We start from the raw sequence: 13,920 nt of genomic DNA, 5'->3' as shown, positions 1-13,920 counted from the left end.
TCATGCTCATGATCAACACCATACTCCGCAACTTCCTCAAGCGCCCCGCGACGCGGAAGTACCCGATGGTGAAACGCGACCCCTTCTCCAACTACCGGGGCCGTCTCATCAACAACGTGGAATCCTGCATCTTCTGCCGCATGTGCTCGACCAAGTGCCCGGCGCAGTGCATTTCCACGGACCCGAAGGAAGCTTTCTGGGGATATGATCCCTTCTCCTGCGTCTATTGCGGCATCTGCGTGGAAGTCTGCCCGACCAAGAGCCTCTTCATGCTCTCGACCCACCGCTCGCCGGTCCCCACCAAGTTCGTCGTGTACCACAAGGGTACCGCCCGCGTGGCGAAGCCGCGTCTGGCCTCCGTGCCCAAGGTCGCCCCAAGCGAAGTGCATTCCGAAACGCCCCCGCCCAAGGTCGTAGCCGCCGTGGAAACCCCGGCCGAAGCCCCCATCGAGGAGCCCAAGCCCACCCCCAAGGCGACCCCGCCCGCGACCCCCGGCGGCAAAAAGAAGAAATAAGGGCCTCCGGCGGCAAGGGGCTACCGCCCCTTGACCCTGTCCGGGGGAAATGATTTCCCCCGGCCCCCTCAGAGCCCAACGAAAAGGTCCCCATACGGCTTTGCCGTATGGGGACCTTTTCGTTGGGCAGGAAGGCCGATTGTGTTCGGCCTTCTACGCGGGGGAACCTTTCTGAAATGAGTTTTCTCCTCCAAACGCCCCTCTACCCTTGCTCCCAAATCGCGGAGATACGCCCGTTTTCGAGCTGGAGCATGTGGGTAATGGCGGGGAAAATGTCGGCCTTATGATGGGTGACGAGGATCATCTGCACGCCCTGCCGCGCAAGCTGGTTGAGCAGCGTGAAAAACTCATTACGTGATGGAGCGTCGAGGCCTGAGAACGGCTCATCAAGCAGCAAGAGATCCGGCTCCCCGGCAAGGGCCCGGGCAAGGAGCAAGCGGCGGAATTCCCCAGTTGAACAGGAACGGATCGTCCGTTTCGCCAAAAATTCCAGATGCAGGGACGCGAGGATATCCGTTACCTGTGCCAGTTCCTTCTCGGAGGGGTCACGGTATACGCCCACGGAGTTGTCGATGCCCGAAAAGACAAGCTCCTCGCCCGTGATATCGTAGGTGTAGGTCGCCTGCTGGCGATCCGATACCAGACGGACGCCTTTGCGCAGCACTTCGAGCCGCTCCACAACGCCGCCCTGCCGGGGCAGTTCGCGCACGATCTCGCCCCCGTAGGCCACAATCTCATCGCCCGCCAACAGACGCAGCAGCGTGGACTTGCCCGCGCCGTTGCCGCCGAGCACGGCCCAGTTCTCACCGGGATTGATGGTCCAGTTGATGTCGTACAGCACGGGCACGCGATCGATGAACACCGAAGCGTCCTTGATGGCGATACGGGCCGAACATCCCCGGATGCCCTTTAGCTCCGGGGCGCTGGCAACCGGAGTCGGTTCCTTTTCCGGTTCCACCGCCGTTTCCAGCATGGGGCCGTCCACGGCCTTCCCGTTTTCCAGCACGATCTGGCGTCCAATCCAGCAGGGAAGCGTTTCGGGGCGATGAGTGGTCATAACCAGCGTAGACAGCTCGGAGGCGCGTTCCAGCGCATCCAGAAGGGTATTGCGTGCCCGTGCGTCCAAACCGTCGGTCACTTCATCCAACAGCAGCACTCCCGGCTTGCGGACAAGGGAACGCGCCACCAGCATCAGCCGGAGCTGCCCTTGGGACATGGCGGTTACGGGCTTCTTCAAAAGATGCACGCCGCCAAGGAGGCGTACGAGCTGATACGCCGTCTCGCACATTTCGGACGTGGGCTGCTGCGCGATGTAGATCGCGTCGGAAAAGCCGCCGAGGACCAGACGCTCGCCGTCCACCCGCCACTCCTGATGGACAACCCGCTCCTGCTGCATGGCCGATACCAGCGAGGTCACCTTACGCCCCGTGAGCGGCGACGAATCCATCCCTTCCGGCCCATGCCAGAGCACCCGCCCGGCGCGCCGGTGATCGATCTGATCCGGCCACTGCTCGCCGCGCAACAGCCGCAGCAGCGTGGACTTGCCCGCACCGTTGCCGCCGCGGATGACGGCATGTTCCCCCTCGTAGAGTGTGAGGCTAAAATCATTCAGGATATGCCGTTCCGTACCCGGATAGGTCACAAACACATGCTCAATTTCAATGAGAGGGCGACGCGAAGGTTCCACAATACGCTCCAAGGGTCTGCAAAGAAAAAAGAGAATCCTGCGATTCCCTTTCATGACAACGGCACACGAAAAAACAACGGCCTTCCCGCCGCCTTTTTACCTTTCCAGCGCGGCAAGGCAATCGTCCTGCTGAGAGAGTATGACGGATATCAGCATCCTTTCCGCCAAACAGGACTCCCTCCGCGCGGCCTCCCCACCAACCGAAAGTCTTTGGAGGGAGAGGGGTGGGGTTTGGGAGGGGGAGAGGGAGCCTTTCTTCAGAAAGGGGCCCTCTCCCCTCCCAATCTTCTAAAAACCGATCTCTCGGGGCTTCCTGTTCTCAAAAATGACGCTGGACGTGTAGCCGTAGGAACGGGCATAGGCTTCCAGCTGATCGAATGCGTAGGCGGGCGTGTTCGGACAATGCGCATCGGACCCAAAGCTGATCTTCACCCCCAGCTCCGAAGCCAGCTTCATGATCGCCGGGTGAGGGTAAATTTCATTGCACGGCTTGCGCAGCCCGGCTGAGGATATCTCCATTACCAGCCCATTGTCGCGGATGGCCGTCAAAGCCTCGCTGATCAGGGCAAGGCTCTCCGGCATGGCAATCCATTGATGGAATACGTCCACGGAATACAGCTTGATGATGTCGGGATGGGCGGCGATGTCCACCAGCCCGCTGCGGGCCATGTCCGCCAACGTACGGAAATAATTTTCATAACGCGTGTAGCACTGCTGCGGGCTGATCTTCCAGTCGTCCTGTGTGAAGTCGAACCCCCACGAACCAAGGAAATGGATGCCTCCGATGATGTAATCGAACGGATACGCCGCGACGGCGGCCTCCATGAAGGGCCGCTCGGAGGGGAACCAATCCAGCTCCATGCCGAGCAGCACCTTGGGCGAGCCCGACAGGGCGCGGAGCTGCATGACTTCGCTGGCGTAGCACACAAAATTCTGGCGCAGGTGTTCCCGGTATTCCACAGGATAGGAATACGCCTCGGGGCGGGGGGAATGCTCGGAAAAACCGTATACGGCAAGGCCGCGATCCTTGGCGGCGGCATACATCTCGCCAACGGACGCCTTGCCGTGGGACGCGTTGGTATGATTATGAACGTCTGCAACTATCATGGCCTGACTCTCGTAGTATGTTTTGGCCCCGTCGAAAAAACGGGAATGTCGCGCCGCAGCGCGTATTGGCTACAGTTCAAGGAAACAAAGCCGATGTCAAGCGTGGAATACGCTATTTATCCAACGAGTCGTACCTGCTTCCGTTGGGAGCGTACCGGACCCAAGGTTCATAGCTTGCCGAGAAAGGGGCTTTTTCCGGTTTGCCTCCTCCGAACGAAAGCCGGGCAAGCTCCGCAGCAACACCCATACCGTCCCTCCGCATAGATAGAATCCCTCTCAGGATTATCTCTAACGCGAACGATTTGCCAGCAAAAAAGACGCCCCCGTAGAGGCGTCTTTCCTGTTCCCATAATGGTCTCAAACGCTGAGCTTGACGCTCAAAAAAGACCTTTCAGAGAGTATGATTGTACGGACCGCGCTCAAACCTTCGCGGCGGTACGGAGATCGGCGACTGCGTCGGTATGTTCCCACGTGAATTCGGGGAGTTCGCGGCCGAAGTGGCCGTAGCAGGAGGTCTTCTTGTAGATGGGGCGGAGCAGATCGAGGCGCTTTGTGATGTGGTAGGGGCGCAGGTCGAACACTTCACGCACGGCCTTGGTGAGCACTTCGTCCGGGATATCGCTCGTGCCGAGGGAGGACACCAGCACGGACACGGGCTCGGCCACGCCGATGCAATACGCGATCTGCACTTCGCAACGCGGGGCCAAACCGGCGGCGACCACGTTCTTGGCCACATAGCGGCCCATATAGGCGGCGGAACGGTCGACCTTGGAAGGGTCCTTGCCGGAAAAGGCGCCGCCGCCATGATGCCCGGAACCGCCGTAGGTATCCTGAATGATCTTGCGCCCGGTCAGGCCGCAGTCACCCATGGGGCCGCCGACAACGAAACGGCCCGTGGTGTTGATAAAGATCTCGCAATCCTTCTCGTCAAACAGGCCGGTGGGTTCCAGCACGGGACGGATGACCGTGCGCTTCACGGCTTCGATGATATCGGCCTGGGAAGCGGACGCGGCGTGCTGCGTGGACACGACCACGTTGTTGATGCGGATCGGCTTGCCGTCGACGTATTCAAAAGAAACCTGCGTCTTGCCGTCGGGACGGAAGAAGTCCACCAGACCGTCCTTGCGGACCTTGGTGAGCTGCTGCGAAAGCTGGTGCGCCCAGTAGATGGGGGCGGGCATCAAAGTGGGAGTCTCGTTGCACGCAAACCCGAACATCATGCCCTGATCGCCGGCACCCTGATTTTCCGGGTCCTCACGGTCCACGCCCTGCGCAATGTCGCCGGACTGATGGTCGATGGAGGAAATAACGGCGCACGTCTGCCAGTCAAAGCCCATTTCGGAGCTGTTGTAGCCGATTTCCTTGATGGTTTCGCGGACGACCTTCGGCAGATCGGCATAGCCCTTGGTGCTGATTTCACCGGCGATGACGGCCATGCCGGTCGTCACGAGGGTTTCGCAAGCCACACGGGAGTCGGGATCCTGTTCAATCAATGTATCGAGGATGGCATCGGAAATCTGGTCGGCAACCTTATCGGGATGACCTTCGGTCACGGACTCGGACGTAAAGAAATATCTGCCTTTTTCGGGCTGCATGGGATAGCTCCTTAATCGGGCGACGAAACGGACATCGCCTGTAAATTGACCTTGTTCCATCTTGATATGCCGGATGCAAAATCCTCATGTATTCATATCAAGGTATCCAGATATATACATACAGTTGTCTTTTTACCATGACGCCTTCCCGTTGTCCAGTACCTGCGGCATGATTTCTCTGCCGGAACCCGCTGTCATCCCGGAGGATCGCCCGATACGGCCCTTTATGGCCCAAAATCCAGTTGACCTCCCTCCCCGCTCCCGGCACACTTCCCTTCCGTGAGGAATTTGCCATGAATCCGGCCTATCAGGGACAACTCGATGTTTTTTGCGCCGCCTATGCGGTGATCAACGCCATGCGGCACATCAATGCCACGCGGCTGCTCACCTGTCGCGCTATCCTGCACGAAGCCTTGCTCGACGCCGCACGCAATGAGGAATCGTTCTGTGCCCTTCTCGAGCAGCGGACAGACTATGTGGACTGGGTGGACGCCATGTTGACGCGCCTGGAGAAACAAGGTTCGCTGCTGACGGCCCGCCCCTTTCCGACCCATTTTCCCGGGCCGGGTGCGCCTTCCCCCGCCGTCCTCTGGGACGCCATCGCCGACTGGCTGCGGCGAGGCGAACGCAACGCCGTACTGCTCCAGTTCGTCCGGATCCTATACCCTACAGAAGCGGTGATACGGCATTGGACCTGCTGCAACGATGTGGTCGGCGATACGCTCATGCTGTTCGATTCCAGTATTGAGCCCGGGGCCCTCCATCAGCTTTCCCGCGAGAGCCTTATTTCCGATCCTGCGGACGACGGCCCCGGCAAGATTCTCATCGTCCCGTACACCATCCGATTCCTCGGCCCGCGGCTTCAAGGCGGAAAAAGACGACAGTAGGGCTGTTTACCTTGCAATGTATTCCGTGCCAAAAGGATCCGATTCCGGGAACGCTGCGGGGAGAAAATCGTTGAGTACGAAAAATGAGAAAAGATGGGCTCCGCTTTGGCAGGCTCAGGGAAAAAAGAGCTCTTTCAGAAAAATTTCCCTTCCCCACTATCTCTCACTTTTTTAAAGCCAAGCTGCTTTAACCCCACGACAGTACTGAGGAGAACACAATGGCAATAGTATTGCGCGCCAAAACGGCGGGATTTTGCATGGGGGTGGGGCTTGCCCTGCGCAAGCTCGATCAGGCCATCAAGGAACACAAGAGCCGCAGCTCAGGCAGGCTGGTCATGCTCGGCCCCATCATCCACAACCCGCAAGTCATGAACACGTACATGCAGCAGGGGGTCGTCCTCGCGCACTCGCTTGACGCCGTACAGCCGGGAGACACCGTCATCATCCGGGCGCACGGCATACCGCGCGAAGACGAAGTGCGCCTGCTCGACCTCGGGGCGCATGTCCTTGACGCGACATGCCCTAAAGTCAAGCAGGCGCAGCTCGCCATCGACGAGGCCACCCGGCAGGGGACTTCTCTCTACCTGTTCGGCGAGGCCGAACATCCGGAAGTGCAGGGGCTCGTCTCCTATGCCAACGGCCCATGCCTCGTGTTTGGGAGCTTGAAGGAATTGAAAGAAAAACAGACGTTCAAAGATACCCACAATGTGGTGCTGGCGGCTCAAACCACGCAGGATCGCGAGGAATTCGAAGCCATCAAAAAATCTCTCGCGGAAGGGCATTCCCTATCCGTGCTTGAAACCATCTGCGACGCGACGCGCAGGCGTCAGCAGGAAGCGCTGATGATTTCGCAACAGGCGGAGGCGATGATCGTCGTAGGGGGAAAAACAAGCGGAAACACGCGCCGTCTGGCCGATGTGGCGGAAAGCTGCGGCATTCCGGTGTGGCACATCGAAGTACCGGAAGAGCTGCCTTTTGAAGCACTGAAGCCGTATGGCTCCATTGGCCTCACGGCGGGGGCTTCAACGCCCAGAAGCATCATCGACGCCGTCCAGGAATCGCTCAAGGCCCTTTGAATCTTTCGGGAGGGTGCCCAAAGGCGCCCTCCCGCTGATGAACACAAATCAAGTATTCTTCCAACCGGGTTAGGCGCGCACCGTGGAACCCATGCCTTCCGCGGGTTCCAGACGATAACCCATTTCCAGGGCCATCTTTTCCAGCGGCGTCACATTGCCGGTAGTCTTCATGATGTGCATGAGTGTCTCGGCACCGAGCTTCGCGCCGGTGTCATAGGGATTCACTTCACGCAGAAGGGTCGAATAGGGCTTCCCGACAGCCTGCGCGATAGCCTTAGCACCGATAGGGCTTTCGAGAACGAGAGCATGAACGGTGGTGATAAGATCGTTCGACATGGTTTTCTCCTGCATAAAGCATACGTTTGAAAGTTGGTGGCAAGTTGCTTTACGAACAGTGACCGTTTCCGGCCGTTTTCAACCGGAGCACCTCCGGCAACCCCCTTCTGGCAAAAAAATCCCTTTTCCGTAAGGAGTATCATAGGAGTACTTATATCAAAAAACCTTACATGAGAGGGAGTATTCTCATGCAAAAGCAATGCGAAACGCCTGTACTCCCCCCCGGTTACGCCCTCTGATACCCCCTATCCTTCTTAAAGTACTCCACGGGATATCCTGAAAAAATCATCTTATTTTATTATAGGTTAGACTCAATACTCTCATTCACTGGCGAGAGCAGAACCCCCTTTCTGCATCTCTTTAGGGGGAGTACTCCCCCATATACTCCCCCCTTTTTTCCACTAGAGGAGATCTTCATGACGACTTTCTTCCGCCACTACAAAAACCGTTATTATCAGATCGTAGGGGAGGCCCTCGATACCCGTGACGATACCCTCGTTATCGTTTACCGCACGCTGTACCCCTCCGAGTACTCCCTCTTTACCCGCCCCAAAGAAGAATTTTTCGGTTCCGTACGGTGTTCCGACGGCTCCGAATGCCTCCGTTTCACCCCTGTCGAGTATACCGAACTCCCCGAAGACGCCCGGTCCCGTGTTGTCCATGAAGTGGAAATCTGGAAATAAAGGCGCTGTGGGAAGGCGGGAAACGTTCTAGAGAATCCCCTCACGTCTCTCTTTCCCCTTTCCTTTCAAAACTATTCGCAAACGGGACGGAATGGCGGACATGGCGGCGCGACGGGCGGAACCTTGCCGCCCCCTTCCCGGTACTGCAAAAGAAAGGAACCGCCGGGAACGCATCTAAGGAATCAGCCTGCCAAAGGGGGACGCGGAGTCGGGACGCCGGGCCGCGCTGCTCAAATGCCTGTGGCCGAAGGCCTCCCCGCTCATGCTGCGGGTCCTGACCGATCCGGCTTTCGGGCCGATCCCGACAAGCTTGCGGGGGTACTCCTCGCCGAATGGTCGGCATGGGACATCCCGGGCGACGCTCTGGGCCCGGCACTGCTGGAAGGCAACGAAAACCTGCGGAAACGGCCGCCGGGTACCACCATCTGCTTCAGCCCCTCGGGGCTTTCCTCCTACCCGTAGTATCACCACAACAGCACGCCCATGTTTTCCATCTGGCTGCTGCTCGCCGCCCTGCGGGACGACGTCTCCTTGCCTCGGGAAGTCAGGGAAGCCGCGCCCGCTCTGGCCGATCTGTGCGACATCCGGGCCGCGCTGGGCCGCGAGCGCTGGAGAAAGGCGGGGCGGCATCTGTGCGCCGCGACATGGCTGGGGGAACAAACGCCTACGGACAAACTGCTCGAAAAGGCTGTGGACGACTGGAACAGCCCCACGGACATGAAACTCATCATTCAAGCCTGGAGCGGAGGCGGACGCATCGTGCCCAAGGGCCTCTGGCGGAAACCGGACGCCATCCGTTGCTGGGCGGCCCGACGGACCGAGGCGGGCCCGGACGCGGGCGAACCGCTCGTCTGCGTCGCCTCGGTGCTCGGCCATGTGGACGAGGCAACTGGAAAACGCATGTCCGCATGATGCTGGCGTCCGGGGCGAAGCCGGACCTCCCGGACGGAAACGGCAGGTTCCCGGAAGAGGCCGCCCGGCGTTCCGGCGCGTCCGCTGAACTGCTGAGGCTGCTCGCCGCACCACCTGCCGCGAATGGACGCAGGGCACGGACGGTGCGCCCCAACGGAACAAACAGGCACCCCCGTCGCCCTGATCCCCGGCCTCGCTTCTCCACAGCCGCACAACGAAGCAATCCTGAGATACTACAACGAAACGGTTCCGTGTCCGGCAAAAACCGGATACGGAACCGTTTCGTTTTGAGCGGGTTAAGAGAGAATACGGCCCAAAGGGCAGCGAAACCGTGAGCGCGGAACGAACAGCGCACGCGGAGATTCGCCAGCCGCCGAGAACGCCCTTCTACAGCCTGATGTCGCGCACGGCGTCAAGCGTCTTGGCAAAGTCCTCTTCGGTATGGGCGAAGGAAACCATCGCCACTTCAAAGGCGGACGGAGCCACGAAGATGTTCCGCTCGCGCATGGCGCGGAAGAAACGGGAGTACATCTCCGTATCCGAATTCTTCACATCCTCAAAGTTGCGGAGCGGCCCGTCGGAGAAGAACACCGTATACATGGAGGCAAGGCGGTTGACCGTCACGGGCACGCCCTTGCCGCGCAGGATGGATTCCAGCTCGGCGGCGAAGGCTTCCACGCGTGCCTCAAGCGCGGCGTAATCGCTGGCCTTGAGCACGGAGAGCGTGGCGATGCCCGCGGCCATAGCGAGCGGATTCCCGGAAAGCGTCCCGGCCTGATACACGTCCCCGGCGGGAGCCACACGGCTCATGTACTCGCGTTTGCCGCCGAACGCCCCAACGGGCAGGCCGCCGCCGATGATCTTGCCGAGGGTGGTCAGATCGGGCGTGATGCCGAAACGGGTCTGCGCCCCGCCGTACTCGGCGCGGAAGCCGGTGATCACCTCATCCATGATGAGCAGCGCGCCGTGCGTGTCGCACAGGGCCCGCAGCGCCTTGAGGAAGCCTTCCTCCGGCAGCACGAGGCCCATGTTTCCGGCAATGGGCTCCACGATGATCGCCGCGATGTCCTTGCCGTACAGGTGGAAAATGTCCTCGACGGCCCGCACGTCATTGTAGGGGGCTAGCAGGGTGTCGCGGACCGTGCTTTCCGGCACGCCCGGCGTGCCGGGGATGGAAAGGGTCGCCACACCGGAACCCGCGCTGGCGAGGAAAGGATCGGCATGTCCATGATAACAGCCGATGAACTTCAACACCTTGGTGCGTCCGGTCACGCCGCGGGCCAGACGCAGGGCGGACATGGTCGCCTCCGTGCCCGAGTTCACCATACGCACCATATCCATGCCGGGGAACGCGTCCACGACCATACGGGCAAGCTCGACCTCGGCGGGACAGGGAGCGCCGTAGCTGGTGCCCTTTCCGGCGGCTTCGACGACCGCCTTGGTCACCTCGGGATGGGAATGCCCGAGCAGCATCGGCCCCCACGATTCCACGAAATCGATCATCTCCTGACCGTCCACGGTGGTCACGTGGCTCCCCTTGGCGGAAGCGATGAACAGCGGATCGGCCCCCACACCGAGGCAGGCGCGCACAGGGCTGTTGACGCCGCCGGGGATCAGTTCACAGGCTTCCTTAAACAATTTTTCCGAACGAGTCGTCTTCATAATCTCCTCAGAGCGTTGGGTTGAACGGCAAGCGCCGCTGTCTTCACGTCAAAAAAGAGGCCGCCGCCCTTGCCGGGCCAACCGGCTTAAAAATACGTCATGGACGTTTTCTTCAATTCTTCAAGGCTGTCAAGCACGGCATACTCGTCAAGCGCCGTCTCGCGCCGCAATTCCTCAATGACCTGAAGGCATTCGTCCTCGCTGCGCCCGTGGACCATCGTATACAGCGTATAAGGCCAGTCCGGGGCCGAAGTCGGGCGGAAATACACGTGGGAAATGCGCTGGTTCTTGGCCGCCACCTCGCCTATGGCGTCGCTGTCGGCCTCGTCGACGATCCACGCGACCATCGCGTTGTGCGTCCAGCCTGTCTTCTGGTGTTTGATGCTGGCCCCGAAACGGCGGATGGAGCCGTCTTCCTTCATGCGGCGCAGAAGGTTCAGCACCGTCTCCTCATCGGTCCCCACTTCGCGGGCGATGTCAGCATACGGTGTCAGGGTGTCGGGGAGCTGGAACTGGACAATGCGCAGGATGGCGCGCTCGGTGTCGGTAAAAGCTGTGCTCATGGTCGTCCTTAATGATAGTTGTCGCCGGTGGTGATGAACAGCGGCTTGATCTCGTCGATGCGCCGGATGCCCGCGTGGGTCAGCACGATACGGAACCGCTCCAGATCGGAGCCGCAGCGATGGGTGATCTTGCGCACCATGTCCACATGGTAGACCTTGTCGCCCCCCACCACATCGTCCATACCGCCCTGAGGTTCGTCAAGAACTTCATCGGCATGCCGCAGAAAGTCCGAAATGTCAAAGCGCGAAATGTCCAGCAGCAGATTCTTGCCCTCATGGAAGGGATCGGGCAGCTCCTTGATGTCGATCCGCTTTGAATAATACAAAATGTCTTCATTGTGGAACGCGTTCAGGATGTCCACGAAATGCGTCCTGTTCCGCAGGACGCGCACTTCCTTGGGGAGCTTGTCCCAATCCGCGAACCGGAACTGCTCGGCGCAATGCCCCAGACGCCTGCCGTAGCCGTCGCAGACGCGCAGCACCCGATCGGGGATCCATTTGCCGAATACCTTGAACAGCTTATGCTTGAGCACATCCTTGATGCGCTCGCGGCAGATGTAGGCGAAAACGGCGATCACGAAGATCGGCGCGCTGAGGGACCCGGCCCCTTCCCACAGGAGCGTCACGGTCAGCGCGAGGCTCATGGCCACCGCCGCGATGAGGCTGTACAGCACGTGCTCCAGCAGCGAGTTTCCGGAATGGCGCTGCACGTTCAGGAACAGCGGCATGTCCACGTACTTCTTGAGCACGCTCCAGCGGAACACGGGCAGCTCGTTGTCCCCGGTCTTCGAGGGCATACTTTCGGGATAGCAGGACCGGCGGTAGGCGCGCTGCGCTCCGAAACAAGCAAGGATATACGTGGAGCACTTGTGCACGGGCGAGAGGCGGCGCACGATCTCGCCAAGCGTCCTCGTCGTGATGATGGACAGGTACTCGTCGCAATACAGGAACGCCGGGGCCCGCAAAAGGTTGCGCGCCGCCTTTGCCCGCTTGCCGAGCAGTTTGCGGTACCGCTTCAGGCACGCCACAGCCAGGCGGGTCAGATCATAGGCGGCCCGGGTCCGCTCGCTGCCGTCCTCAATGGCCAGCACCGCGTTTTTCCGCGCCAGCAGGGAAACCCGGAACGCGATGCAAAACAGTTTGAGGCTGTCCTCGTAACGTTCGCGGGTTTCCGGCGTATTTTGCCACAACAAATCATCAAGCCGCCTGGAACAGTCCTCGAGAATATCCGGAAACTGTTCCGGCAGCGTCAGCTCGATGATCTCCTCACCGCCGCCCTCCTCGGCCTCCAGTTTCCGCAGAGGCGGAGGCAGTTCGCCGCCAAGCAGCGACTCCAGCGGCCTGATGGGGACGCCAAGCCGGATATAGTTCTTGAGGCTTTGCTGATAATCGGTCGCCGTATAGCTCCAGCGGTTGATCTGGAGGCTCTGCGGAAAGAAAAACCACGTTTCCACGAGGTAGTGCAGCTTCCTGTCCTCCAGCGGGCAGGATACCTGCTGGCGGATTTCGAAGCGGCGCTTGCCGATGGTTCTGACCGCTTCGGCAAGCAGGGAGGCGTTGGGGCGGCGACGGACAATGGAATAGGACATGATAGGGCTCTGGTAGGTTCACTTGACCATAGCCAAGGGCACAAACAAGATCAAGCGCACTCGATTTTGCCTCACTCAGGCGGAAATCAAGCCTTTATCGAACACCGGAAACAGGCTACAACAGGCGGGCCGCCGATCGTGATGCCCGCACCGGCGCCCCCGGATGCCCCGTCCGGCCCCAACCGCTTTGCCCCGGAGAAACCCATGCCCACGCCAACGCTGCATGATCCCGAACTCTGCCAAGCCCTGCTCCGCCGCCTCGAAGACCTCCTCGACCGCCCCATGCGGTTTATGGAAGTCTGCGGAACCCATACCGTATCCATCTTCAGAGGCGGCCTGCGCACGCTCCTTCCCGAGCAGGTCACCCACCTCACGGGGCCGGGCTGCCCGGTCTGCGTGACCCACGACCGCGAAGTCGCCGCCTTCCTCAAGCTCGCCGAACAGCCGAACGTCATCATCGCCACCTTCGGCGACCTGATGCGCGTTCCCGGCCCGGACGGGCGCTCCCTCAAGCACGCGCAGGCCGACGGAGCCCGCGTATCCGTCATTTACTCCCCGCTCGACGCCCTGACCCTCGCCGCCGACAACCCCGACGCCACGGTCGTTTTCCTCGGCGTCGGCTTCGAGACCACCGCCCCGGCGGTCGCGGCGACCGTCCTCGCCGCCGAACAGCGCAAGCTGGACAACTTCGCCGTTTTCTCCTGCCACAAGCTCGTGCCTCCGGCGCTTGCCGCCCTGCTCGGCGATCCCGACAACGGCATCGACGCTTTCCTGTTGCCGGGGCATGTGTCCACGGTCCTCGGCCTTTCGCCGTTCCGCTTCGTGGCCGAAGACTGGAAGCGCCCCGCCATCGTCGCCGGGTTCGAGCCCGCCGACATCCTCGACGCGCTCTGCCGCATGGCCCGCCAGTACCGCGAGGGCGAATTCAAGGTCGAGAACGCCTACCCCCGCGCCGTCAACGACGACGGCAACCCCAAGGCACGGGCCATCCTGTCGCAGGTGTTCCGCACCGCCGACGCCCTCTGGCGCGGCCTCGGCGTCATCCCCGGCAGCGGCCTCGCGCTGGCTCCGGCCTACCAGCGTTTCGACGCCCTCGCCCGTCTCGGCCTCTCCCTGCCTGAAACCAAGCCCTTGCCCGGCTGTCGCTGCGGTGAAGTGCTCAAGGGCAAGATGCCGCCCAACGAGTGCCCCCTGTTCGGCAAGGTCTGTACGCCCGCCAATCCCGTCGGGCCCTGCATGGTGTCCACCGAAGGGAGCTGTTCCGCGTATTTCAAGTATGGATTGTAGAAGAGAGGAGCGGGAGGAATC

14 protein-coding genes are annotated in these 13,920 nt (G+C 60.6%); 7 read left to right on the top strand and 7 right to left on the bottom strand.

Annotated features, from left to right (window positions below; genetic code table 11):
- Nucleotides 1-2: 2 nt before the first annotated feature.
- Nucleotides 3-515: a 4Fe-4S binding protein gene (locus HMPREF0178_RS09840; RefSeq protein WP_005028433.1), complete on the top strand. Its 513-nt coding sequence runs from the start codon at nt 3-5 to the stop codon at nt 513-515.
- Between the two features lie 202 nt (nt 516-717).
- Here the strand turns inward: HMPREF0178_RS09840 and HMPREF0178_RS09835 are convergent, their stop codons facing one another.
- From HMPREF0178_RS09835 to metK, 3 genes are all read right to left on the bottom strand, one after another.
- Entirely contained in the window at nt 718-2,202 is a 1,485-nt protein-coding gene (locus HMPREF0178_RS09835; protein ID WP_009733287.1) for an ATP-binding cassette domain-containing protein, read from the bottom strand.
- Between the two features lie 288 nt (nt 2,203-2,490).
- Nucleotides 2,491-3,309 carry a histidinol-phosphatase gene (locus HMPREF0178_RS09830; RefSeq protein ID WP_009733286.1) on the bottom strand — a complete coding sequence of 273 codons (819 nt, stop codon included), beginning with the start codon at nt 3,307-3,309 and terminating at the stop codon, nt 2,491-2,493.
- Between the two features lie 419 nt (nt 3,310-3,728).
- Nucleotides 3,729-4,904: a methionine adenosyltransferase gene (gene metK, locus HMPREF0178_RS09825; RefSeq protein ID WP_009733284.1), complete on the bottom strand. Its 1,176-nt coding sequence runs from the start codon at nt 4,902-4,904 to the stop codon at nt 3,729-3,731.
- Nucleotides 4,905-5,197: 293 nt separating this feature from the next.
- Here metK and HMPREF0178_RS09820 point away from each other — a divergent pair, with 293 nt between their 5' ends.
- Nucleotides 5,198-5,791 (top strand): hypothetical protein, encoded by a 594-nt coding sequence (locus HMPREF0178_RS09820; RefSeq protein ID WP_009733283.1) that lies wholly within the window; start codon nt 5,198-5,200, stop codon nt 5,789-5,791.
- A gap of 218 nt (nt 5,792-6,009) precedes the next feature.
- Entirely contained in the window at nt 6,010-6,867 is an 858-nt protein-coding gene (gene ispH / locus HMPREF0178_RS09815; RefSeq protein ID WP_009733282.1) for a 4-hydroxy-3-methylbut-2-enyl diphosphate reductase, read from the top strand.
- Nucleotides 6,868-6,936: 69 nt separating this feature from the next.
- On the opposite strand, the gene HMPREF0178_RS09810 is transcribed toward ispH, so the two are convergent.
- Nucleotides 6,937-7,203: a phage regulatory CII family protein gene (locus HMPREF0178_RS09810; RefSeq protein WP_009733281.1), complete on the bottom strand. Its 267-nt coding sequence runs from the start codon at nt 7,201-7,203 to the stop codon at nt 6,937-6,939.
- A gap of 416 nt (nt 7,204-7,619) precedes the next feature.
- Here HMPREF0178_RS09810 and HMPREF0178_RS09805 point away from each other — a divergent pair, with 416 nt between their 5' ends.
- From HMPREF0178_RS09805 to HMPREF0178_RS09795, 3 genes are all read left to right on the top strand, one after another.
- The gene (locus HMPREF0178_RS09805; RefSeq protein WP_009733280.1) at nt 7,620-7,886 is read left to right on the top strand and encodes a DUF1653 domain-containing protein; all 267 of its coding nucleotides are present in this window, start codon (nt 7,620-7,622) and stop codon (nt 7,884-7,886) included.
- A 234-nt stretch (nt 7,887-8,120) separates the two neighbouring features.
- Nucleotides 8,121-8,348 carry a hypothetical protein gene (locus HMPREF0178_RS09800; RefSeq protein ID WP_039958909.1) on the top strand — a complete coding sequence of 76 codons (228 nt, stop codon included), beginning with the start codon at nt 8,121-8,123 and terminating at the stop codon, nt 8,346-8,348.
- Nucleotides 8,349-8,369: 21 nt separating this feature from the next.
- Nucleotides 8,370-8,798, top strand: coding sequence for a hypothetical protein (locus HMPREF0178_RS09795; protein ID WP_009733279.1), 429 nt, complete (start codon nt 8,370-8,372; stop codon nt 8,796-8,798).
- Nucleotides 8,799-9,185: 387 nt separating this feature from the next.
- Here HMPREF0178_RS09795 and hemL read toward each other — a convergent pair whose 3' ends face one another.
- From hemL to HMPREF0178_RS09780, 3 genes are all read right to left on the bottom strand, one after another.
- Nucleotides 9,186-10,460 (bottom strand): glutamate-1-semialdehyde 2,1-aminomutase, encoded by a 1,275-nt coding sequence (hemL, locus tag HMPREF0178_RS09790; RefSeq protein WP_009733278.1) that lies wholly within the window; start codon nt 10,458-10,460, stop codon nt 9,186-9,188.
- 86 nt (nt 10,461-10,546) lie between these two features.
- Entirely contained in the window at nt 10,547-11,023 is a 477-nt protein-coding gene (gene ahbB / locus HMPREF0178_RS09785; RefSeq protein ID WP_005028413.1) for a siroheme decarboxylase subunit beta, read from the bottom strand.
- A gap of 8 nt (nt 11,024-11,031) precedes the next feature.
- Nucleotides 11,032-12,612 (bottom strand): hypothetical protein, encoded by a 1,581-nt coding sequence (locus HMPREF0178_RS09780; RefSeq protein ID WP_009733277.1) that lies wholly within the window; start codon nt 12,610-12,612, stop codon nt 11,032-11,034.
- Between the two features lie 204 nt (nt 12,613-12,816).
- Here HMPREF0178_RS09780 and hypD point away from each other — a divergent pair, with 204 nt between their 5' ends.
- Nucleotides 12,817-13,899: a hydrogenase formation protein HypD gene (gene hypD / locus HMPREF0178_RS09775; protein WP_005028406.1), complete on the top strand. Its 1,083-nt coding sequence runs from the start codon at nt 12,817-12,819 to the stop codon at nt 13,897-13,899.
- The last annotated feature ends 21 nt before the right edge of the window (nt 13,900-13,920 follow it).

This window comes from Bilophila sp. 4_1_30 (assembly GCF_000224655.1).
GTDB lineage: Bacteria > Desulfobacterota > Desulfovibrionia > Desulfovibrionales > Desulfovibrionaceae > Bilophila > Bilophila wadsworthia.
The sequence above is the reverse complement of the archived record's forward strand: the minus strand, read 5'-3'. Positions and strand labels throughout refer to the sequence as shown.

Bases quoted from the DNA above. Each gene is read 5' to 3' on its own strand.
- metK (WP_009733284.1), bottom strand. From the start codon at position 4,904: ATGCAGCCCGAAAAAGGCAGATATTTCTTTACGTCCGAGTCCGTGACC.
- ispH (WP_009733282.1), top strand. From the start codon at position 6,010: ATGGCAATAGTATTGCGCGCCAAAACGGCGGGATTTTGCATGGGGGTG.
- HMPREF0178_RS09805 (WP_009733280.1), top strand. From the start codon at position 7,620: ATGACGACTTTCTTCCGCCACTACAAAAACCGTTATTATCAGATCGTA.
- HMPREF0178_RS09840 (WP_005028433.1), top strand. From the start codon at position 3: ATGCTCATGATCAACACCATACTCCGCAACTTCCTCAAGCGCCCCGCG.
- hemL (WP_009733278.1), bottom strand. From the start codon at position 10,460: ATGAAGACGACTCGTTCGGAAAAATTGTTTAAGGAAGCCTGTGAACTG.
- ahbB (WP_005028413.1), bottom strand. From the start codon at position 11,023: ATGAGCACAGCTTTTACCGACACCGAGCGCGCCATCCTGCGCATTGTC.
- HMPREF0178_RS09780 (WP_009733277.1), bottom strand. From the start codon at position 12,612: ATGTCCTATTCCATTGTCCGTCGCCGCCCCAACGCCTCCCTGCTTGCC.
- HMPREF0178_RS09810 (WP_009733281.1), bottom strand. From the start codon at position 7,203: ATGTCGAACGATCTTATCACCACCGTTCATGCTCTCGTTCTCGAAAGC.
- HMPREF0178_RS09800 (WP_039958909.1), top strand. From the start codon at position 8,121: ATGCCTGTGGCCGAAGGCCTCCCCGCTCATGCTGCGGGTCCTGACCGA.
- HMPREF0178_RS09820 (WP_009733283.1), top strand. From the start codon at position 5,198: ATGAATCCGGCCTATCAGGGACAACTCGATGTTTTTTGCGCCGCCTAT.
- hypD (WP_005028406.1), top strand. From the start codon at position 12,817: ATGCCCACGCCAACGCTGCATGATCCCGAACTCTGCCAAGCCCTGCTC.
- HMPREF0178_RS09795 (WP_009733279.1), top strand. From the start codon at position 8,370: ATGTTTTCCATCTGGCTGCTGCTCGCCGCCCTGCGGGACGACGTCTCC.
- HMPREF0178_RS09830 (WP_009733286.1), bottom strand. From the start codon at position 3,309: ATGATAGTTGCAGACGTTCATAATCATACCAACGCGTCCCACGGCAAG.